The organism is Microbacterium cremeum, from assembly GCF_015277855.1.
Classification (GTDB): domain Bacteria; phylum Actinomycetota; class Actinomycetes; order Actinomycetales; family Microbacteriaceae; genus Microbacterium; species Microbacterium cremeum.
Genome location: NZ_CP063812.1, coordinates 610,405 through 630,856, shown reverse-complemented (window position 1 = coordinate 630,856; position 20,452 = coordinate 610,405). Strand labels below are relative to the sequence as shown.

Below are 20,452 nucleotides of genomic sequence, written 5' to 3'. Positions count from 1 at the left end.
ACATGTGAAGTCCTTTCAGCAGGTCGTGTCGCAGTCAGACGTCATATTCATCGTTGGCACCGGTGTATCTGCAGCAACCTCCGGCAACGCGCCGACGGCGACTTGGATTGGACTCGTGCGCAGTGGCATTCAGCGCGCGCGCAAGATTGACGCCGACCTTGGTCAGGACTGGGAGGAACTCGTCGAGGGACTCATTCGCTACGGACTCAAGACTGGCTCAGTCGAGACCGTAATCAAGGCAGCCGGCATGGTATCGACCGCGTTGAAGCAGGTGGGCGATGTCGCCTTCAGCGACTGGCTACGCGACGACATCGGCGGATTGGCGGTTCGCTCATCATCCGTTGCCTCGGCGCTACTGTCGTACCCCTTCCCGATCCTGACCACGAACTATGACACGCTGCTGGAGCAGGCGGGTGGTCGTCAATCGAAGGACTGGACGGACACCGTTGGTTTCCACGAGGTTGTGACCCGCGCGACTGACGCTATCGGCCATCTACACGGAGTGTGGAATCGGCCCGACTCTGTGATCCTCACCGAGGGCGACTACGCGAAGCTTCTAGCGCATGAGTCGACCCGAGCTCTTGAGCAGGCAATGGCCACGCTGAAGTCGGTAGTCTATGTCGGCTTTGGAGGCGGACTTAGCGACCCCAACTTCTCCACCTTGCTCGACTGGCATCGCCGCACGTTTCCTCAGTCGAGCGTCTTCCACTACCGCCTTTGTCGTGCAGACGAAGAGGAGATGGTGGCCCGCGAGCATGCGAACGACCATGTCGTCCCGCTCGTATACGGATCAAGGCACGCCGACCTTCCAACCTTTCTCGCCGAGCACGCACCGGCAAGCGCGACTCTGGTGACGAACGAAGTCGGGCTCGCGCGCGATGTCGTTCAGGAGGCGCGCGACCTTCTCCGCGAGTCGATTACCAATGAGTCGGTTCTGGTGGACGCCGGCGGCGGTGATCTCGTTGGACGAGAGCTCGTCATCCCGCCGATTCTCTTGCCGGTTCCTCACGCAACGTTTGTGCGGGAGCGGATTCGCCGGGGGCGCAGTACCGATGTTGAGCGACTGGATGGGCTCGCAGAAGTGGAATCGCACGACTTCTTTGTCGTAGTCGGCGATGACGGATCCGGGCTGACCACCGCGATCAAGTGGCTCGCGACGCAGTCTTCAGAAGTGCTGGGATCCGCCGCACCGATCTTCGTCCGATTCACAGACTGTCGGGTGAAACGCGATCCGTTGGGGATCGCCGTGATCAACGCGGCGACTAGTTGCGGTCTTGTCCACGACCGAACCACGATTCTGCCGCCGCACGTGTTAGCCATCGACGACGTCACCGCCTCGATACCGCGCCTGTCGGACCGCGTGCTCGCTGGCATCGTTGACTCGCAGGCCATCGTCAAAATAATCGGATGTAGGCAGGGTGATGAGGACGAAGTAGTTAGCCGACTGCGCGCTCTCGGGGTCACCCCTAGAATGCTCTTTCTCGGCCGCATGCGTAAATCTGACATCCTCGCGCTCGCCCAGAAACTCGCGCCCACCGAGAGCGCGCGGTTGGCCGAACACACTGTACGAGTTCTGGAAGCTGAGGGGTTGCGTCGGACGCCCTTCACCGTGTCATTGCTCCTTTACCTCGCCCTGCGAGGTACAGCCGCTGAAACCCGGAACCTGACAAGTGTCCTGGACGCTTATACAGCTCTGCTGCTCGGGATCGGTGATCCTCACGCCAACGAAACTGGCCTCACGGAGACCGACCTAACCGCGGTACTCGGCAAGTTCGCCGAATCGCTGATCTGGGACGAGAAACCGAGCGTTCGGGAGTCGGAGGCTTTGCGCATGATCGACGACGCGCTCAGCAAGTTTGGCTGGCAAGCAAGCGCCGCGGCTGTCCTGAACTTCTTCATCAAGCAGCGCCTCCTTCGCCGGCATGGAGACTCGGTTGAGTTCGCCCGATACACGTACTTCACGCTCTTCGCAGCGAAAAGAGCCCTCGTAGACAAGGAGTTCCGGGATCTGGTCGTCGCCGACCTGTTCTACTACCAACCTGTCGCGATCAAGCTAGCGGCACTATCAAGGGCGGACGAGGACATGCTCGAACGCCTCCCGCTCCTAATCGACGAAGAGCTCGCGGACAATGTTGGCCCGGGTTCGCCATACGAACCGGTGCCGCTAATCACCATCGACGAAATGCCGCCATCGATTGTCGTTGGCTCCTCAGCAGAACCGCCGAGCGATTCAGACTCAGAAGAGATCGAGTTCCCCGAAAGCAACTCGGCAGGAGGGTTCGGTCTAGTCAAAGCGGATATGGCAACAACCGCACGGCTCCACAGGACTCTGTCTCTCGTGTCCAGCGTGTTGCGTGACCTAGATCAGGTCGAGAACCTCGAGCTCAAGCGCAGAATCCTCGTCGACACGCTCGAGCTGTGGGGGCGTTTCGTCACCGTGCTTAGCGCTGATGCATCGTTGGCTGACCTTAGAAGCGCAGTGACGCGACACCTCGACGAAGCTGGCGATGATCCGGAATCAGGCGGAGACAAGCTGACCGAATTTCTGAGTCGATCGATCCCAGCGGGCGTTGCGATCGGAGGCATCGAGATGACGCTCTCCTCACCAAAGCTCGCATCAATACTCGATACGGCCTTGGAAAGCGGTGAACTCAGTAGAACCAACGAACGGCTGACGGCTGCACTTCTGCTGCTTTTTCTTCTTCGGTCGCCTCGTTGGGCAGGTAAGGCTACTGCACTTGTGGAACATGCCGAAGCGACGTGGGTTCTCACTCATTTTTTCCACGCACTATGCCAGGATGCTTACGCGCAGGGAGCCGCTCCCGAGGACGAAGTTCTCGCTCTTTGCAAGGCCCTGTATCTCAAGCAACAGACGTTCTCCTCCGCTGACATTCGCTCGGCGCATCTGAACCAGTACGAGCAGGCCCTGCGGACGCAGCGTGCAAGATCACGCCACTCACCGGAAGCAACGAACTCGTAGCTCGAGCCTCCTACTGCGTACCGCGCACGCGCCCGTCGACCGGTCGCTGTGCGGACGAAGCGGACAGGCCGGGCTTGCGCGCGCCGATAAGGTCGGTTCATGCGCAGCCGCGGCCTGTCACAACCTCACCGCTGGGACATGCAGCTCGGCGAACTTTCGATCTCGGGTCGCATCGTCGGTTACGTGTACTTTCGGGCATCGCGCAGTGGCGTGGAGTGGAACGCGAATCGGTCGTGGCGCCTGTCAAAGGTGCAGGACGCGTGGGTAGAAACACAGGAATGGTTCATCGCGCCCGACGGCGGCATGTCGTCCTACGCCGGCGACAACGTCGGCCCGGAGGAAGCATTCGCGAACTTGGGCGCTGGCAAGTACACCGCCCTGTTATCCCAGCTTGATCCTCTGGCTGCGCAGGAGGCCGGGGCTGGGACCGAGGTCGAGGTAGATTTCCGCTGGGTTACGGACGAAGAGCGCGACCAACTTTTGACCCGCCTGCTCGCAATCTGAGCGCTCTACGAGACCGGCATGGATCGACTTCAGGCGTTCCGGGACACGCGCCGACGGATGCGGTCGGCCTCCACCCCCAGATCGGGATCGCCAATCATCGCGAGGACGAATTCCCGCCCGCCTTGGCGGTCCAGTCGATTAATGGGCCGGAGGAAAAGTATCCGGCTGCTTCCCAGCTCCGGCGTTCGGACAAATCCGTTTCATCTGGCCGACATTGGCTGCTTTGGCGCACGTTGAGAGTGCAGCCGCCAGCGCCTCACGCTCCTGCGGACCGTCCGCGGCCAGATACAGCGCTTCCAGACGATCCCAGTGGGGCGCGGCCCCACGAGTCTCGAAGCTTCTAGCAATCGTTGCCCGAGTCTCGTCGTCGTAACCAGACCTATCTAGGTGTTTGAATGCGATCTCGAATATTCGTGGGTCGGCGTGACGCCGCCCCGTGCCGCGATCTGATGTCTCGGATACACCTGCTTGTTCCAGCGCCTGCGTGAACGGAGCTAGGTTTCGCTGTCTTTGCTCGGCACGGGCGCGGACTGATGCTTCACGCGCATCGACGGCGGCCCGGTACGCGGGGTCGTCTCGATAGCGGGCCTCGAGTTCGGCGTTGACATCACTCGCAGTCTTTGGCGTCACGAGCGCGAGCATATTCGAACTGCCTCGCGAACGGATGGCGGTCGTCATCCGCGCGCAAATCACCCGTGATCGCAGCTCCGCGCCGTCCGCTGCGCGCGATGGCGGATCGACTAAGGGGCAGGACCGAATTAGGGCGAGCGCGTGAAGCTTCGCCGCTGGGTTGTGGCCATGGCGGTCTCCGCTGTGGTCAGAGTGCACCACCGCGGAATCAGAAGGATGCGAGCCGCCCCGGAGACACGAAAACCCGCGGAGATCCGCGGGTTTTCGATCAGTACTGTCTCAACACAGTGCGCGCCCGAAGGGACTCGAACCCCTAACCTTCTGATCCGTAGTCAGATGCTCTATCCATTGAGCTACGGGCGCATGTTGCTCGCTCGCGCGCACAACGTCGTCCAGAATACCTCACGCCCGGCCGCGGCGCGAATCGGCAGCGGAGTCGCTTTCGCCTGCGTCGAGTGCGCGCAACTGGCGCTGCAGGGCGACCCGGCGATACGAGGTGTCGAGCAGCTCGGCGAGCAGGTCCCAGTCGCCGGAGTCCGCTTCCGCACGCAGTGCGAGCCAGCCGTACGCGCCCTCGTATGGAGGGACGAAGACGTCGTCGCGCGGGAGCAACGCCGGGCGCTCGAGCTCGTCGGGGATGAAAAGCACAGCACCGCGGTCATCGTGCGCCGCGCCCACGATCGCGAACTGGCGCTTGCCGGCGCGGAAGGTGCAGCGACCGTGCGAGATCACCTCGGCCAGCTCGGGGTACGGCGCGCACAGCCCACGCACCCGCTGCACGAGCGGATGCTCGGGCGGAAAGGTCATCGAGTGCTCCGAGCCGGCGTCAGTGCCCACGCCGCGAGCGTAGTCGCTGCCGGCGACAGAGTCAGGAGTCGAGCTCGCTCAGGTCGATGCCAGACACGCGGCGAGCCGGTGACTCGTCGGCCACGGCGGGCTCGGCATCCGTCGCCTCTTCGCCGGCGTGATCGTCGCCCGGGCGACGGCGATGCGCGGCCAGGCGAGGCAGGTCGACGAGCCGGATCGACTGCATGCGCGCGGAACGCATGCGCTCGTAGTCGGGGTCGAGCTCGGGGCGCATGCCTTCGACCCGCAGGCGCCGCTGCAGGTTCGCCTCGACGTCGCCCCACGCGGCATCGCGCGACTGCTCGACGAGGGTGCGCACGACGTGCGGGTCATCGGCCATGCGGCGCAGCTCCTTGGCGACGCCGACGTACTGGCGATGGCGTTTGCGGAGGTTGCGCGTGTCGCGATCGCGGTAGTCGTGGGTGCCGTCGGGGTCGCTGAACTTGCCCCACGCCTTCTTGCGCTGGCGCTTGGCGAGCTCGGCCGCCGCCTCCTGTTCCTCGGCGAGCGACAGCAGCGTCTCGCGCGCGAAGGGGCCGAAGCCGGCGACGTCGAACGGCTCGTCGTTGGCGATCGTGCCGACGACGATGCGGTTGCGGATCGTCAGGCGCGCCGCGGCGGACGCGATGGACACGCCCTCGGCGATCGCCTCTGCGGTCTTGCCCATCGCACCTCCCTCGGAAAGGCTAGCGTCCCGTGAGCGCTCACGACTCGGCGAGAATCGTAGGGGGCGGCCGGCGCGAAGGCGGGCGGGGCGACGAGAGGCGGACACATGGGCAGGATGCGGCGGCTGGACGTGCGCGGCAGGACGGCCGTGATCACCGGGGCCGCAGCCGGCATGGGCGCCGAGGTCGCGAAGCAGCTCGCCGCGCGGGGCGCGCGGGTGGCGCTCCTGGACCGCAACGCGGAGGGTCTCGCGTCGGTCGCGGCAGTGCTCGAGGGCACCGGCCACACCACGCACGTCGTCGACCTCACCGACGACGACGCCGTTCTGTCGCTCGCGGCCGAGGTCGAGGCATCCCACCCCCGGATCCAGGCGCTGATCACATGCGCCGGATCGTCGATGCTGGGCGATGTCGACCAGCTGACGATGGAAGAGATGCGCTGGCTGATGGACGTGAACCTGTGGGGCACGGTGAACGTCACGAAGGCGCTGCTGCCGGCGCTCCGTCGCGAGCCGGCGGCCCACATCTCGCACCTCGTCTCGATCTACGGTCTCGCCGCCCCCGCGGGGCGCATCCCGTACGCGATGAGCAAGTTCGCAGTGCGGGGGTTCACCGAGTCGCTACGGCACGAGCTCGAGCGCTCCACCGTCACGGTCGGCGCGATCTACCCCGCGGGCGTGAAGACCGGCATCATCCTGCACGGCCGCTACGCCGCGGCGATCGACCCCGCCGTCGCGCAGCGGGCCGCCGCCGCGCAGGCGGCGATGTACCACACCGAGCCGACGGATGCCGCGGCCCGCATCGTCGACGCGACGGTCCGGCGCCGGCCCCGCACGATGATCGGGCGCGAGTCGCGGCTGGTCGATGTGCTCGTGCGCGTGGCGCCGACCCGGTACTGGTCGGTGATGCGGCGCCCGCTGCGCGATGCCATCGACACGGTGACGCCGCTGCGCTGAGATCCCGCGCCGCCCTGCGCCTGCCCTCCCCGCGTCTGCCCCGTACCAGCGGGCGGCCGTGTAGCAAGCGGTTGCCCAGGGCGCAAGCCCCCTGCTTCGCGACCCGTGTCTTCGTACCGTCGAAGTACGCCCTCACGAGAGGAGACACGCATGGGATTCATGGACGACGCCAAAGAGACGGCCAAAGCCATGGGCGAGAAGGTCAAGGACACGTGGGAAGACACCACCGACCGCATCGGCGACAAGGTCGACGAGATGAAGGCCGAGTCGGAGGCCAAGAAGGCCGAGGCGGAACGCGACTCGGTGAAGGCGCGTAACGACATCAAGGAAGACCTGCGGGACGACACCTGACCCCGCGCCTCACGGCGAGCGCCTCGCCTGACCGCGAAGGGCTCCGAGGCATCGGAGCTCCTTCGTCGTCTGCCCCCGAGCCCCGTCGCGGGGACGGGCGCGGACGCAGCGGACTCGGCGCCGGGGCGCAGACGAGCGACACAGGGCCGCCCGGGGGGCCGGCCCGCGTTCGTCGCCCCCGACGCCGGTCCGCAGCATCAGTGCACCCCGCCGCCGATCAGCGGCTGAGGGGCATCACCGCGTCGACGTGCTCAAGCTTCTCGGGGTTGGCGATCGAATAGATGCGGCTCACCTTCCCGTTCTCGACGGTGACGGTCACCACGCCGGCGATCTCGCCGTCGACATCCATGCGCAGACCGGGCTGCCCGTTGACGAGTATGGGCGACAGCGTCATGCGTCCGGCGTACTTCGCGACTCCGTGCATGAGGTACTTCGCCAGCTTCTCCGCACCGATCACCGGCCGGCGTGCGGCCCCGCGCACGCGACCGCCGCCGTCGGCGACCGAGACCACATCCGGCGCGAGCACATCCATGAGCGCCTGCAGGTCGCCGGTGTTCACGGCCCGCGCGAGCTGCTCCACGACCTGCTCGTGCTCCGACCGCGCGACCTGCACGCGCGGACGCCGGGCCGCGACGTGGTCGCGGGCGCGATGCGCGATCTGCCGCACCGACGCGGGCGACTTCTCGACCGCGTCCGCGATCTCGTCGTAAGGCATGTCGAAGACCTCGCGCAGCACGAACACCGCGCGCTCGGTCGGTGCGAGCGTCTCGAGCACTGTGAGCATCGCGATCGAGACGTTCTCGGCGAGCTCGACGTCGTCGGCCACGTCGGGGCTCGTCAGCAGCGGCTCGGGCAGCCACTCCCCCACGTAGTCCTCGCGCCGTCGCGACACCGACCGGAGGTGGTTGAGCGCCTGCCGCGTGACGACGCGCACCAGGTAGGCCCGCTCGTCGCGCACGGTGTCGCGGTCGACGGCGGCCCAGCGCAGCCATGACTCCTGCAGGACGTCCTCGGCGTCGGCGGCGGAGCCCAGCATCTCGTACGCGACCGTGAACAGCAGGCCGCGGTGCTCGACGAAGGGGTCGGCGGCCCCGGCGGGGGTGCTCATGCCGCCGAGCCTACGGGGCTCCGCTCGGCGAGGGGCGGCAGGCCGCATGCGGCCGCATACTCCTCGGAATGGATGCCGAGCGCGATGTTCATGCGCGACGCGGTGTTCATGATCGCGACGCGGGCGGTCAACTCCACGAGCGCGGGAGCGCCGAGTTCGTCGAGCAGCTGCGCCGACATCTCGTCGGTGACCGCAGGCGGCGTCTGGCTCATCGCCTCGGCGTACGCCATGACGCGCCGCTCGAGCGGTGTGAACACCGTCGACTCGCGCCACCGCGGTACCTCGCGCACCTTCGCCTCATCGAGCCCGCGGCGGTGCGCCATGAAGTAGTTGAGGTCGAGGCACGCGGTGCAGCCCACCGTCGCGGCGGTCGCCATGTGCGCGAGCACGCCCAAGCCCTTGTCGAGCTCGTCCCACTTCTCGGCCTTGGCGTTGATGCCCATGAGGCCCTTGAACACCGCAGGGTGGTGCCACAGCACACCTGCCGACTCGGGCACGTCGCCGAGCATCTTGCGCATCGCGAATTTCAGCACACCGCCGTAGACGCCGGTGATCTCGGTCGTGGGGACGCGGGTGGTTCCGGTCATGTCTCCTCCAAGGTGGGTCCTTGAACATGAAGACACCGGTCGTGCCCGCGGTGTGACATCCGCGCCCGGAACGAACCTCAGGCGATGGCCGCGATGCGCCAGGAAGCGGTGGCGGATGCCTCGGGCTCGACCACGATGAGCCCCGCGTCGTAGGCGTAGCGCGAGGCGTTGAACGCGTCGGGCGCGCACGTCATCGGCTCGACTGCGAGGCCCAGCCGGCTCTGCGCGGGCTCGGGCTTGTCGGCGGTGTGCACCTGCACCCACGGGCACGCGGAATCCCACGACATCGAGACCCCCGTGCCGTCGGCGACCGTCACGCGCACGGTCGTCGTGCCGTCGTCGTCGCGGACGAGCCCGGTGTACGCGTGGTCGATCTCGGCCGCGCCGATGCGCCGCGCAGTGCGGAAGTCGAAGCGCTCCGGGTCCTCCGCGTCGACCCCGACGAGCTCGGTCGGGATGAGGCGGTCGGGCGTGACAGCGAGCACCTGCTGGGCCGGCAGCTCGAGGGTCCAGTCGTCGACGCGGCCGTCGCCGGCGACGAGGTACGGGTGGGGGCCCGTGCCCCACGGCGCCGGCTCGGTGCTCTCGTTGCGCGCGGTCACCGACTGCGTGAGCCCGTCAGGGCCCAGCTCGAAGCGCGTGATGACGATGATCCGCCACGGGTACGCGGTCTGCGGCTGGACGACCGCGGCGAGGGTCACGTGGTCGGGGCCCTTGTCGATCGCCTCGAAGTCGAGCCAGGTCGCGAGCCCGTGCAGGGCGTGGGAGCGCGCCGGCTCGGTGAGTGCCAGCTGGAACTGGCGCCCGCCGAACGAGTAGGCGCCGTCGACGACGCGGTTCGGCCACGGCGCCAGGGTCGCGCCGCGGTGCGCGGGGCGCACCTCGTCGGCGTCGAACGGCACCACGAGATCACGCCCGCGGTGCGTCAGCGAGCGCAGCGTCGCGCCGACGCTCGCGATGACCGCCTCGTAATCGCCGGCGCGGAGCGCGTGCTGGGTTCCGGATGCGGGGGTTCGAGCCATGAGTGAGTTTCCCTGGATGGTCGGTGGAGAAGGCGACCCTCAGTATCCCGCGAGCGGCGCGGGTTCCGCGACCGGAACCCGCGCCGTGCGGAGCGACCGAGGTCTACTGGCAGGTGGCGGCCGGCACGATCGTCGTCGACGAGTGGGTGCGGCCGTCGCCCGCCGTGGCGGTCACGGTCACGGTGCCGGCGACGATGGCGGTGGCACGCGTCGTGAAGCTGACCGAGACGGTCTTGCCCGCGGCGAGCGACACCGTCTTGCTGCCGTAGCGACCCTCGACCGTGACCGAGGCGGTGACGTCGTCGCGGTTGGAGACGCTGACGACTTCGGTGACCTTGCCGGCGACGCAGCGCGTGATGGCGGTGGCCGCGAGGTCGAGGCCGAGCGACACCGTCTCCGAGGTCGAGACGGCGACCAGGTCGTCGCCGTAGCCGTCGTAGTGCGCCGTGACCGACGACACACCGTCGGGCACGTCGACGGTCGCGGTGCCGCCGTCCAGGTCGACGGTGGCGCTCCACTGGCCGCCCGAGAACGTCACCGTCCCGGCGACCTCGCCCTCGTCGGCCGCGGTCACCCGGGCTGTGGCGGTGCGGCCGTCGACGGTGAGCTCGGTGACCGAGTCGACCGCTTCGACGGCGGTCCAGCCGTGCATCGCGTCGAGCACGGACTGCGTCACGCTCACGAACGAGCCGTGTCGCGGGCTCGCCGGCAGGCCGCCGATGGGCCGGACGTTCCACTCCGCCCGGTGCGACAGCCGGTCGGCCTGCGTGCTGGACGCGATGGCCTGCTCCGACGTGACGAACGCGCGGTAGCCGCCCGCCCCGTAGTTGTCGACGAGGAACACGTACCCGTCGCCCGCCGCGTTGTTGTTCGGGTCGCCGTCGTTCAGCTTGACCACCTGCGGACCCTCACCCGACTGCCCGGTCTCGAGGCTCGTCATCCGGGTGTCGGTGAGCTGCCACGTCGTCTCGGGGTTACCCGACCAGTTCGACTGCGTCGTGGGAGACGTGAGCACCTTCGACCGCTCCAGGAAGATGTCCTTGCCCGCCTCCAGGATGCCGGCCGCGCCGCTCTCCTCGTTCTTGGTGAATCGGTAGTAGTAGTCGCCGATCCTCGTCACCGTGGAGTCGATCCGCGCGTACCCGGTGTCCTGCCACGTCGCCGGCGGATACGTGAACGTCTTGAAGTCTCGCGTCAGGACGTAGAACATGCGCGCGTAGAGCTTGTCGGTGTTCGTGTGGCTCGCGTCGGAGTACAGGCGCGAGGCGAAGAACACCACGTACGACTGCAGCTCGTCGTCCCAGTACGCCTCCGGCGCCCACGTCATGCCGGCCTCGGGCTGGTTGATCGTGATGCCGGCGTTCTCGCCGTTCGTCCGAGTCCATTCGACCAGATCCGTCGACTCCCACACGTGCACCTTGAGGCTGCCCGCGGACTGCGCGGGCCCCCAGCCGGTGCCGCAGCCGATGCAGAGGTCGGTCGCGATCATGTAGTACTTGTCGCCCTGGCTCGAGCGGAGGATGTACGGGTCGCGCAGGCCCTTCGTGTCGGCGGTCGACGTGATCACGGCGCTGCCGCCGTTGACGGGCGAGAACGTGAAGAAGTCGTTGCCCGAGGTCGCCGCCTGGTAGATCTTCTCGTCGCTGTCGGACTTGAAGTACGCCGCGGCGTAGCCCCTGTCGGGCGCCCAGCGGCCCTTCTCGGCGACCGACACCTGGAACGTGCGCTGCGCCGTCTCGCCGTTGAGCGTGGCGGTCGCGGTGAGGGTGACCTCGCGGTCGCCCGAGCCGTACGCCGGCCGCGTCACCAGGCCGCCCCCGCGGTAGGGGTCCGCTGCGCCCACGGCGGGCGCCGCGTACGAGGCATCCGTCGGCGTCACCAGCTGCGGGTCGGACGACGTCCACGCGATCGACGCGCCGTTGACGGCGCCCGACGTGACCAGCGGCAGGTGCTCGGTGGTGCGCGCGGCGAGCGAGATCGCGTCGAGGTCGGCCGAGACGGCCGGTGCGAGCACCGTCACCTCGAATGTGAGCGTCGTGCCGAGCGAGGTCGTGGCCGTGAGCGTCGCCGACGCGTTCTCGGTGATCGTCCGCGTGACGACGCCGGTGGCCGACACGATCTCGGGGGCCGACGAGGCCCACGTGAGGCTCACGCCGTTGACGGATGCCGGAAGCGTCAGCTTGCTCGACACGCTGTCGAGTGCGGGGTTGGCGCCCAGCATGACGGCGAGCACGTCGCCGCGCAGCAGTGCGGCCGTCGCCGCGGTCTTCTCAGCGGCGGTCGGCATGCTGGCGGTGACCTCCTCGGCGGTGAGGGCGACATCCCACACCTTCACGTCGGCGACGTCGGCACGCAGGAGCGGGTCGCCCTGGTACAGGGACCGGCCCAGATAGCCCAGCACGCTGCCGCTCGGGATGATCGAGCTGAGCGAGCGCGCGTGCGTGAGCGTCGAGATCACGGCACCGTCGCGGTACAGCGTCAGCGTACTTCCCGAGCCGACCATCGTGAGGGTCGTGAAGCCCGGGTTGAGGCCGCCGCCCGCGGGCATGCGCGACTCGCCGTTGTCGGTGCCCGACTTCACGCGGATGGCGGCGAGCACCTGGTTGGTGTAGCCGCCCTGCGCCGATCGCGGGCTCAGGAAGATGTGATTGCCGAGCTGGGTGGTGTTCCACGGTCCGACGCCGTCGCCGATCACCCAGCCGAAGTGGTTGGCCGCGGTCTGCGTCGAGACCGTGTACTCGACCGTGAAGTCGTTGTCGGCGCCGGTCACGAGCCCCTGCGGCAGCGATGCGTAGCCGTCGGCGCGGAACCGCAGCACGTCGTCACCGGCCGCGTCGGCGAACGACGCGTCGGTGAGGCCCGTGAGCGCGGCGTGGCGCCCGTTGCCCGACACGTCGAGCAGGCTCCCGCCCGCGTGCGACATGTCGTAGTGCGCCGTGGGTGCGGGCACCTCGGCCGCGGTCGCCGCCAACGGTGCCGTGAAGCCCATCAGCGACACGGCGACGGATGCCGCGACACCCGCTGCGATGGCGCGTCGGCGCGCGGCGCGCGCGGGGAGGGTCGGTTGCGTTCTCATCGGTGAGAGCTCCTCGGGTCGGGTCGGGTCGCGCGCTCAGAGTCCCTGAGCGAGCCGGTAGTACGCCTGGTTCCACCGCAGCTCGCGCTGGAACGCGTGGACGGTGGTGTCGTCGTCGATGACGGCGAGCTCGGTGCCGGCGATCTCGGCGAAGTCGCGGAAGACCTCGAGGCCGACGGCGGTCGTCATGACGGTGTGGTGCGCGGCGCCCGCGGTCAGCCAGCACGCGGCGGAGGTGGCGAAGTCGGGCTGCGGCTTCCACACCGCGCGGCCCACGGGAAGCTTCGGCAGGTCAGGGGCGTCGACGTTCTCGACGACGTTGGCGACCAGGCGGAACCGGTCGCGCATGTCGCTCATCGCGACCACGAGCGCGGGACCGGGGTCGGCGGTGAAGACCAGCCGCACCGGGTCGTCCTTGCCGCCGATGCCGAGGGGGTGGATCTCGAGGCGCGGCTTCGCGGTGGTCAGCGACGGCGACACCTCGAGCATGTGCGCACCGAGGATCTTCTCGTCGCCGGCGACCAGGTCGTACGTGTAGTCCTCCATGAGGCTCGCGCCGCCGGGCAGTCCCGCGCCCATCACGTTCGCGACGCGCACCAGGATCGCGGTCTTCCAGTCGCCCTCGGCGCCGAACCCGTACCCCTCGGCCATGAGCCGCTGCACCGCCAGGCCCGGGAGCTGCTTCAGCGCGCCGAGGTCTTCGAACGAGGTCGTGAACGCCCCGAATCCGCCCTCCTCGAGGAACGACCGCAGGCCGAGCTCGATCGCCGCGCCGTCGCGGAGCGACTGGTGACGCTCGCCGTCGGGGAGGAGCTCGGAGGCGACGTCGTACGACTCCAGGTACTCCTCGACCAGGGCGTCGATGTCGGCGTCGGTCGCGGCATCCACCGCCTCGGCGAGCTCGTTCACACCCCACGTGTTCACCTGCACGCCGAACCGCAGCTCCGCCTCGGTCTTGTCGCCCTCGGTGACCGCGACGTAGCGCATGTTGTCGCCGAACCGCGCGAGCTTGAGGGTGCGGGCGGCCGTCCAGCCCGCGGCGGCGCGCTGCCAGTCCTCGACCTGCTGCCGCACGGCCGGGTTCGACACATGGCCGACCACGGTCTTGCGCGCGACGCCCAGGCGCGTCTGGATGTACCCGAACTCGCGGTCGCCGTGCGCGGCCTGGTTGAGGTTCATGAAGTCGAAGTCGATGTCGGCCCACGGCAGCTCGACGTTGGCCTGGGTGTGCAGGTGCAGCAGCGGCTTCTGCAGCGCGTCGAGGCCCGCGATCCACATCTTCGCGGGGCTGAACGTGTGCATCCACGCCATCACGCCGATGACGTCGTCCCGGGCGTTCACCTCGAGCGCGAGGCGGCGGATCGAGTCGCTGTCCTTCAGAACCGGCTTCCATACGACCTTCACCGGAAGCCCCGACAGCCCGTCGACGACGGCCTGCGACTGCTGCGCCACCTGGCGCAGCGTCTCCTCGCCATAGAGGTTCTGGCTGCCGGTGACGAACCACACCTCGTACGAGTCGAGGGAGGTGGCGAGAGGCTGACGGGTCATGCGGTGTGTCCTTCGGTGATTCCGGTCGTTGAGCCAGGAGGCCAGCGACGAGTCGTAACGGTCTAGAGGGCGCGGACGGCCGCGGCCTCGACGGCGAGCCCCGCGCGGTACCGCGAGAGGTAGGCGGCGAACCCGGGCACGTCCTCGGGGTCGGGCTCGACGATCGCGAAGTCGGCGCCGCCGAACACGCGCTCGCGCAGGTACGCGTCGAGGTCTGCCTCGCCCGCGGCCGACAGGTACGCCGCGAGCACCGCGATGCCCCAGGCACCGCCTTCCGAAGCGGTCTCGCCGACGGCGACCGGCGCACCGATCGCACCGGCGAGGAACCGCTGCGCGACTCCCGCGGTGCGGAAGATGCCGCCGTGCGCGAACATCCGATCGAGCGCGACACCCTCCGTCTCGAGCACGCGCATCCCGAGGGCGAGCGTGCCGAACACGCCGTACAGCTGCGCCCGCATGAAGTTCGCGAGGGTGAAGCGGCTGTCGGGCGTGCGCACGAACAGCGGCCGGCCCTCGGTGAGGCCGGCGATGGGCTCGCCGGCCAGGTGGTTGTAGGCCAGCAGGCCCCCGGCATCCGGGTCGCCGTCCAGCGCCTCGCGGAAGAGGGCCTCGAACACCTCGTCGGCGTCGAGCTCGCCGCCGGTCACCCCGGCGAACCGCTCGAACAGGCCGACCCACGCGGCCAGCTCGCTCGCCCCGTTGTTGCAGTGGACCATCGCCACCAGGTCGCCCGCCGGCGTCGCCACCACATCGAGCTCGTGGTGCACGCGCTGGAGCGGCCGCTCGAGCACGACCATCGCGAAGATGCTCGTGCCCGCGCTCACGTTGCCGGTGCGCGGGGCGACCGAGCAGGTCGCCACCATGCCGGTGCCGGCGTCGCCCTCGGGCGGGCAGAACACCGCGCCCGGCTGCAGCGCACCGCTGGGGTCGAGCAGCGCGGCGCCCTCGGCGGTGAGCTCGCCGGCAGGCTGCCCCGCGACGAGCACCTCGGGGAGCAGGTCCGAGACGTGCAGCCCGTACGCGCGATCCGCCACGAGCCGGTCGAACTTCTCGATCATGCCGAGGTCGTAGTCGCGGGTGGCCGGGTCGATCGGGAACATGCCCGACGCGTCGCCGATGCCGAGCACCTTGCGCCCGGTGAGCCTGAAGTGGACGTAGCCGGCGAGCGTCGTGAGGAAGCGCACGTCGGGGATGTGGGGCTCCTCGTCGAGCACCGCCTGGTAGAGATGCGCGACCGACCAGCGCAGCGGAATGTTGGCCCCGAACAGCTCCGACAGCACCGCCGCAGCCCGGTCGGTGTTGGTGTTGCGCCACGTGCGGAACGCCGTGAGCAGTTCGCCGCTCTCGTCGAACGCGAGGTAGCCGTGCATCATCGCCGACACGCCGATCGCGCCGAGCCTGTCGAGTCCGACGCCGTGGGTCCGCCGCACGTCGGCGACGAGGTCGGCGTACGCGGCCTGCAGGCCGGTCCACACGTCCTCGAGCGTGTACGTCCACAGGCGCTCGACGAAGCGGTTCTCCCACGCGTGGCTGCCGACGGCGAGCACGGTCGACGGGTCGTCGGCGAGCACCAGGCACGCCTTGATGCGGGTGGAGCCGAGCTCGATCCCGAGCACCGCGCGTCCGTCCTGGATCGCCGCCGCGACGTCGGCCTGCTGCATCCCGGTCATCGCCTCTCGTCCCCGGTCTGCCCGTAGACGTTCTGGTACCGGTCGTACAGGCGGTCGATCGCGTCCTGCGGGATGGGGATCAGCGGACCCGCCTCACGGGCGAGGTGCACGGTGCGGGCCACGTCCTCCACCATGACCGCGGCCTTGACCGCGTCCTTGGCCGAGGTGCCGATCGTGAAGGGGCCGTGATTCTGCATCAGCACGGCACGGGAGCGGTGGCCCGAGAGCGTCTCGACGATGCCGCGGCCGATCGAGTCGTCGCCGATGATCGCGAACGGTCCGATCGGGATGGGTCCGCCGAACTCGTCGGCCATCGCCGTGATGACGCACGGGATCTCCTCGCCGCGCGCCGCCCACGCCACCGCGTAGGTGGAGTGCGTGTGCACGACTCCCCCGACGTCGGGCATGTTCCGATACACGTACGCGTGCGCCGCGGTGTCGCTCGACGGCGACCGGTCGCTGCCGGGCGTGCCGGGGATGACGTTGCCGTCGAGGTCGCACAGGATCATGTTCTCGGGCGCGAGGTCGTCGTACGAGACGCCCGAGGGCTTGATGACGAACAGGTCGGCGCCGGGCACGCGGCCCGAGACGTTGCCGCCGGTCCAGACGACGAGCCCGTACCGGACGAGCTCGCCGTGGAGCTTCGCGACGTCCTCGCGGACGGCGTCGACGGATGCCTGGACCTCGGGTGTGAGAGCTGCCATCAGCTTGCCCTCCGCCGCGTGAGAACGCGCTGCAGCAGCACGAACACGAGCAGAACGCCGCCCGTGATGATCGTGAGGTATTCGGGGTTGATCGTGCCGTCCTTCGTGATGATGAGACGCATGGCGGCGATCACGAACACGCCGACGACGGAGCCGAGGATGTAGCCGTAGCCGCCCGTGAGCAGTGTTCCGCCGATGACGACGGCCGCGATCGCGTCGAGCTCCCAGCCGATGCCGGTGACGTTCTGCGCCTTGCCGCCGACTTCAGCGGTGTAGACCACCGCCGCGAGGCCGGCCAGCGCGCCCGAGATGATGTAGATCCCCACCCGCGTCCGCGCGACCGGCAAGCCCATCAGACCCGCCGACGACTCGTTGCCGCCGATGGCGTAGACCGTGCGCCCGCTGCGGCTGCGGTGCATGTAGAACATCCCGCCCAGCACCACCAGCACGGCGATGATCAGGCCGGGGGTGATGGTGAGGTCGTTGACCTTGGGCCCGTCGATGAGCTTCCAGTCGGTGGCCAGCAGGTGGATGGGCGAGTTCTCGGGCGCCTGGATGGGCGTGGTCGAGAGCATCGAGGCCAGTCCGCGGGCCAGGAACATCATCGCCAGCGTCGCGATGAAGGGCTGCACGCTGAAGTACTGGACCATGACGCCTGCGATCACGCCGAAGAGCGCACCGAACAGGATCATGAGGACCATCGATGCCCAGCCGTCGATGCCGATGTTCATGAGCATCACGCCGGCGACCGAGCTGAAGGCGACGACGGCACCGACGGACAGGTCGATTCCGCCCGAGACGATGACGATCGTCATTCCGACGGCCAGGATGATCGTGGGTGCGAAGCTGATGAGGAGGCTCGACATGGTTCCCGCGTGGAACACCCGGCCGTACGCCACCTCGGCGTAGATGAGCATGCCGAACAGCAGCACGAGCGCGGCGAGGGTCGGGATCAGCGTCTGATTGCGCTCCCAGAGGCGAGCCAGACCACCGGCGACCGCGGTGTTCTTGGTCTCCGCCAGGTTGGGGACGGGGGGTATTGCTTCGGCGAGCGTGCGCGTAGAGCTCATGCGACGACCTCCTTCGAGACGGGCGGCGTGCCCTGTTCCGCTGCGGGTCGAGTCGGCCCGCTGGATCTGCGTGACGAGCCGCCGAAGGCCCACGAGCGCACGCGCTCCGACTGCAGCAGCACGAGGACGATGATGACGACGGCCTTGAAGGCCGGCGTCGCGGCGGCAGGGATGCCGAGGAAGAGCACGGTCTTGTTCAGGGTCGCGATGAGGAGCGCCCCGACGGTGGATCCCACGATGGAGAACTTGCCACCGGCGAGCGAGGTGCCGCCGATGACGACGGCGAGGATCGCATCGAGCTCCATCAGGTTGCCCGTGCCGCCTACGCTCACCGTCATCACTTCCGAGACGCTGAACAGGCCGCCGACCGCGGCGAGTGCAGCGGAGAGGACATAGACGCCGAACAGGATGGGCCGGGGCCGGATACCGGCGAGCCGGCTCGCGTGCGGGTTGATCCCGATGGACTCGATCATGAGACCGAGCGCCGTGCGGCGCATCGCGAGCGCAATGAGCAGGACGATCGCGATGGCGAGCACGAAGCTGGTCGGGATGCCGAAGATCTGTCCGTTCGCGAGAAGGCGGAAGGGCTCGTTCGTGGCGTTGGTGTTCTGCCCGCCGGTCACGACGCGGGCGATCCCGCGGGCGGCGAGCATCATGATCAGCGTCGTGATGAACGGTTGCAGCCCGACGACCGACACCAAGAAGCCGTTGATCGCGCCGAGGACCATCGCGAGCACGACCGCCAGGCCGATCGCCGCGAACATCGCGCCGATGGGTGACGATCCGTCCAGGCTGCGAAGCGTCTCCATGGCGACCGCCCCGCCGACCGCCATCATCGAACCGACGGAGAGGTCGATCCCGCCCGTGGCGATGACGAACGTCATGCCGAGCGCGATCATGATGATCGGCGCCGACACGCGCAGGATGTCGAGCACGTTGCCCGTGAGCATTCCCGTCGTCGGGTTGATGCTGAGCGCGAGGTACGCCGGGTTCTTGATCGAGTTGATCAGCAGCAGCAGCGCGATGCCGACGATGCCCCAGAACCAGGGCGTGCGCAGCGCGGTCTTCACGCGATTCATGACGCGCTCCCTTCATGGTTGGCGGCGGATTCACCGGCGACCACCTCGTCGGCAAGCGCATCGACGGTCTTCTCCGCCACATTGCCGGACTCTGTGGCGATGACCGAGACGATGCTCTCGGCGGTGACTTCGGGCCCGTTGACGACTTCACCGACCTTCTCGTGGTCCTTGAGGATGACGATCCGCTCGGAGAGTCGAACCACCTCTTCCAGCTCGGAGGAGATGAACACCACGCCCATCCCGCCTTCGGCGAGTTCGGCGACGGTCTCCTGGATGTCGGCCTTGGCGCCGACGTCGATACCGCGCGTCGGCTCGTCCAGCAGGAGCAGGTGCGGGTTGGTGGCCAGCCAGCGGCCGAGCAGCACCTTCTGCTGGTTGCCGCCCGAGAGCAGGCGAATGGGACGGTCGGGGTCGTTCGGGCGGACGCTGAACCGCGCCATGTACGTCTTCACCAACTGATCGACCTCGCGGGCGGGGACACGGCGGAGCCAGCCGCGCCGGGCCTGGACGGCGAGCATGATGTTCTCGCGGACGCTCAGATCCCCCACGATGCCGTCTTCGCGGCGGTTCTCCGTGGAGTAGGCGATGCCGTGCGCGAGCCCTGCGACGGGAGAGTTCAGCGAGACCTTCTTGCCACGGACCCGGATCGCCCCGGTGTCTGCCTTGTCAGCCCCGGCGATGAGCCTGGCGAGCTCGGTGCGGCCGGCCCCCAGGAGCCCGGCGAACCCGACGACCTCGCCGGCGTGGATCTCGAGGTTCGTGGGCTCGATCGCTCCCTTGCGACCGAGGTCTTCGGCGGCGAAGAGCGGAGTGACGCTGCGGTCGCGCTGCTGCGTCTGCCGGTTGGAGCCGAGGGCGCGGAGCGCCTCGAAGTCCTTGCCGATCATCTTCGAGATGAGTTGCGTGCGGTCGAGGTCGCGCTTGAGGTACTCGCCGACGAACTTGCCGTTCCGCAGGACCGTGATGCGGTCGCTGATCGCGTAGACCTGGTCGAGGAAGTGCGAGACGAAGAGGATCGCAACACCCTGGTCGCGGAGGCGGCGGATCACGTCGAAGAGCACCTCGACCTCGTTCGCATCGAGGCTGGAGGTGGGCTCATCGAGGATGAGCACCTTGGAGTTGGTGACCATCGCGCGGCTGATGGCGACGAGCTGCTGCAGCGCGATGGAGATCGATGACAGGGGTGCGCGAGGGTCGAGGTCGCCGAGACCCATCCGGGCGAGGGCTTCACGGGCGCGGGCATAGGTCTTGCGCCAGTTGACGCCCGTCCAATCGTGCACCTCGTGCCCGAGCATGACGTTCTCACCGATGGTGAGGTTCGTGCACAGGTTGACCTCCTGGTACACGGTGGAGATTCCCGCCGCCTGAGCGGATGCGGTGCTGTTGAAGTGCCTCACCTGTCCGGCCACGACGATCTCGCCGGAGTCGATCTGGTAGACGCCGGTGAGCGCCTTGATGAGAGTGGACTTTCCGGCGCCGTTCTCCCCCATGAGGGTGTGGACTTCACCGGGAAGCAGCCGGAAGCTGACGTCGTCGAGCGCCTTCACTCCCGGAAAGCTGATGGACGCGTTTCGGACCTCGACGATCGCGATCGGTTCAATCATGGCTGCTGGATTCCTTCGTCACTGCGCGGGCTCGTACGGGGACGGAAACGAG

Annotated in this window: 17 protein-coding genes and 1 tRNA gene; 4 read left to right on the top strand and 14 right to left on the bottom strand. The window is 68.2% G+C overall.

From position 1 onward, the window contains the following. Positions 1-4: 4 nt before the first annotated feature. On the top strand, positions 5-2,980 hold the full coding sequence (locus tag IM778_RS02690) for an SIR2 family NAD-dependent protein deacylase (RefSeq protein ID WP_194410568.1): 2,976 nt from the start codon (positions 5-7) through the stop codon (positions 2,978-2,980). A gap of 99 nt (positions 2,981-3,079) precedes the next feature. Next, complete coding sequence (locus IM778_RS02685) at positions 3,080-3,484, top strand: hypothetical protein (protein ID WP_194410567.1); 405 nt, start codon at positions 3,080-3,082, stop codon at positions 3,482-3,484. Positions 3,485-3,622: 138 nt separating this feature from the next. Here IM778_RS02685 and IM778_RS02680 read toward each other — a convergent pair whose 3' ends face one another. The 4 genes from IM778_RS02680 to IM778_RS02665 form a co-directional block, all read right to left on the bottom strand. After that, positions 3,623-4,162 carry a hypothetical protein gene (locus tag IM778_RS02680; RefSeq protein WP_194410566.1) on the bottom strand — a complete coding sequence of 180 codons (540 nt, stop codon included), beginning with the start codon at positions 4,160-4,162 and terminating at the stop codon, positions 3,623-3,625. A gap of 242 nt (positions 4,163-4,404) precedes the next feature. Next, positions 4,405-4,477: transfer RNA gene (locus IM778_RS02675), tRNA-Arg, on the bottom strand. A 39-nt stretch (positions 4,478-4,516) separates the two neighbouring features. Beyond that, positions 4,517-4,951 (bottom strand): MmcQ/YjbR family DNA-binding protein, encoded by a 435-nt coding sequence (locus IM778_RS02670; RefSeq protein WP_228484715.1) that lies wholly within the window; start codon positions 4,949-4,951, stop codon positions 4,517-4,519. Positions 4,952-4,982: 31 nt separating this feature from the next. Next, positions 4,983-5,627, bottom strand: a complete 645-nt coding sequence (locus tag IM778_RS02665; protein ID WP_194410565.1) for an asparagine synthase — start codon at positions 5,625-5,627, stop codon at positions 4,983-4,985. A gap of 105 nt (positions 5,628-5,732) precedes the next feature. Between IM778_RS02665 and IM778_RS02660 the strand changes: the two genes are divergently transcribed. Together IM778_RS02660 and IM778_RS02655 are read left to right on the top strand one after the other, a co-directional pair. Further along, a complete protein-coding gene (locus tag IM778_RS02660; RefSeq protein ID WP_228484714.1) occupies positions 5,733-6,581 on the top strand; it encodes an SDR family NAD(P)-dependent oxidoreductase in 849 nt (282 codons plus the stop codon). A 150-nt stretch (positions 6,582-6,731) separates the two neighbouring features. Next, positions 6,732-6,932 carry a hypothetical protein gene (locus IM778_RS02655; RefSeq protein WP_194410564.1) on the top strand — a complete coding sequence of 67 codons (201 nt, stop codon included), beginning with the start codon at positions 6,732-6,734 and terminating at the stop codon, positions 6,930-6,932. Positions 6,933-7,149: 217 nt separating this feature from the next. On the opposite strand, the gene IM778_RS02650 is transcribed toward IM778_RS02655, so the two are convergent. The 10 genes from IM778_RS02650 to IM778_RS02605 form a co-directional block, all read right to left on the bottom strand. Beyond that, entirely contained in the window at positions 7,150-8,040 is an 891-nt protein-coding gene (locus tag IM778_RS02650; RefSeq protein WP_228484713.1) for an RNA polymerase sigma-70 factor, read from the bottom strand. Further along, on the bottom strand, positions 8,037-8,627 hold the full coding sequence (locus IM778_RS02645; RefSeq protein ID WP_194410562.1) for a carboxymuconolactone decarboxylase family protein: 591 nt from the start codon (positions 8,625-8,627) through the stop codon (positions 8,037-8,039). The genes IM778_RS02650 and IM778_RS02645 overlap by 4 nt, the downstream gene beginning before the upstream one ends. Before the next feature lie 77 nt (positions 8,628-8,704). Beyond that, positions 8,705-9,649, bottom strand: coding sequence for an aldose 1-epimerase family protein (locus IM778_RS02640; RefSeq protein WP_194410561.1), 945 nt, complete (start codon positions 9,647-9,649; stop codon positions 8,705-8,707). Between the two features lie 103 nt (positions 9,650-9,752). After that, entirely contained in the window at positions 9,753-12,725 is a 2,973-nt protein-coding gene (locus IM778_RS02635; RefSeq protein ID WP_194410560.1) for an immunoglobulin-like domain-containing protein, read from the bottom strand. A 36-nt stretch (positions 12,726-12,761) separates the two neighbouring features. Then, complete coding sequence (gene araA / locus IM778_RS02630; RefSeq protein ID WP_194410559.1) at positions 12,762-14,273, bottom strand: L-arabinose isomerase; 1,512 nt, start codon at positions 14,271-14,273, stop codon at positions 12,762-12,764. A 62-nt stretch (positions 14,274-14,335) separates the two neighbouring features. Beyond that, a complete protein-coding gene (locus IM778_RS02625; protein ID WP_194410558.1) occupies positions 14,336-15,943 on the bottom strand; it encodes a xylulokinase in 1,608 nt (535 codons plus the stop codon). Continuing rightward, positions 15,940-16,647, bottom strand: a complete 708-nt coding sequence (locus IM778_RS02620; RefSeq protein WP_194410557.1) for an L-ribulose-5-phosphate 4-epimerase — start codon at positions 16,645-16,647, stop codon at positions 15,940-15,942. The genes IM778_RS02625 and IM778_RS02620 overlap by 4 nt, the downstream gene beginning before the upstream one ends. Continuing rightward, entirely contained in the window at positions 16,647-17,717 is a 1,071-nt protein-coding gene (locus IM778_RS02615; RefSeq protein ID WP_194410556.1) for an ABC transporter permease, read from the bottom strand. The genes IM778_RS02620 and IM778_RS02615 overlap by 1 nt, the downstream gene beginning before the upstream one ends. Beyond that, on the bottom strand, positions 17,714-18,796 hold the full coding sequence (locus IM778_RS02610; protein WP_194410555.1) for an ABC transporter permease: 1,083 nt from the start codon (positions 18,794-18,796) through the stop codon (positions 17,714-17,716). The genes IM778_RS02615 and IM778_RS02610 overlap by 4 nt, the downstream gene beginning before the upstream one ends. After that, the gene (locus tag IM778_RS02605) at positions 18,793-20,400 is read right to left on the bottom strand and encodes a sugar ABC transporter ATP-binding protein (protein WP_194410554.1); all 1,608 of its coding nucleotides are present in this window, start codon (positions 20,398-20,400) and stop codon (positions 18,793-18,795) included. The genes IM778_RS02610 and IM778_RS02605 overlap by 4 nt, the downstream gene beginning before the upstream one ends. Positions 20,401-20,452: the final 52 nt, after the last annotated feature.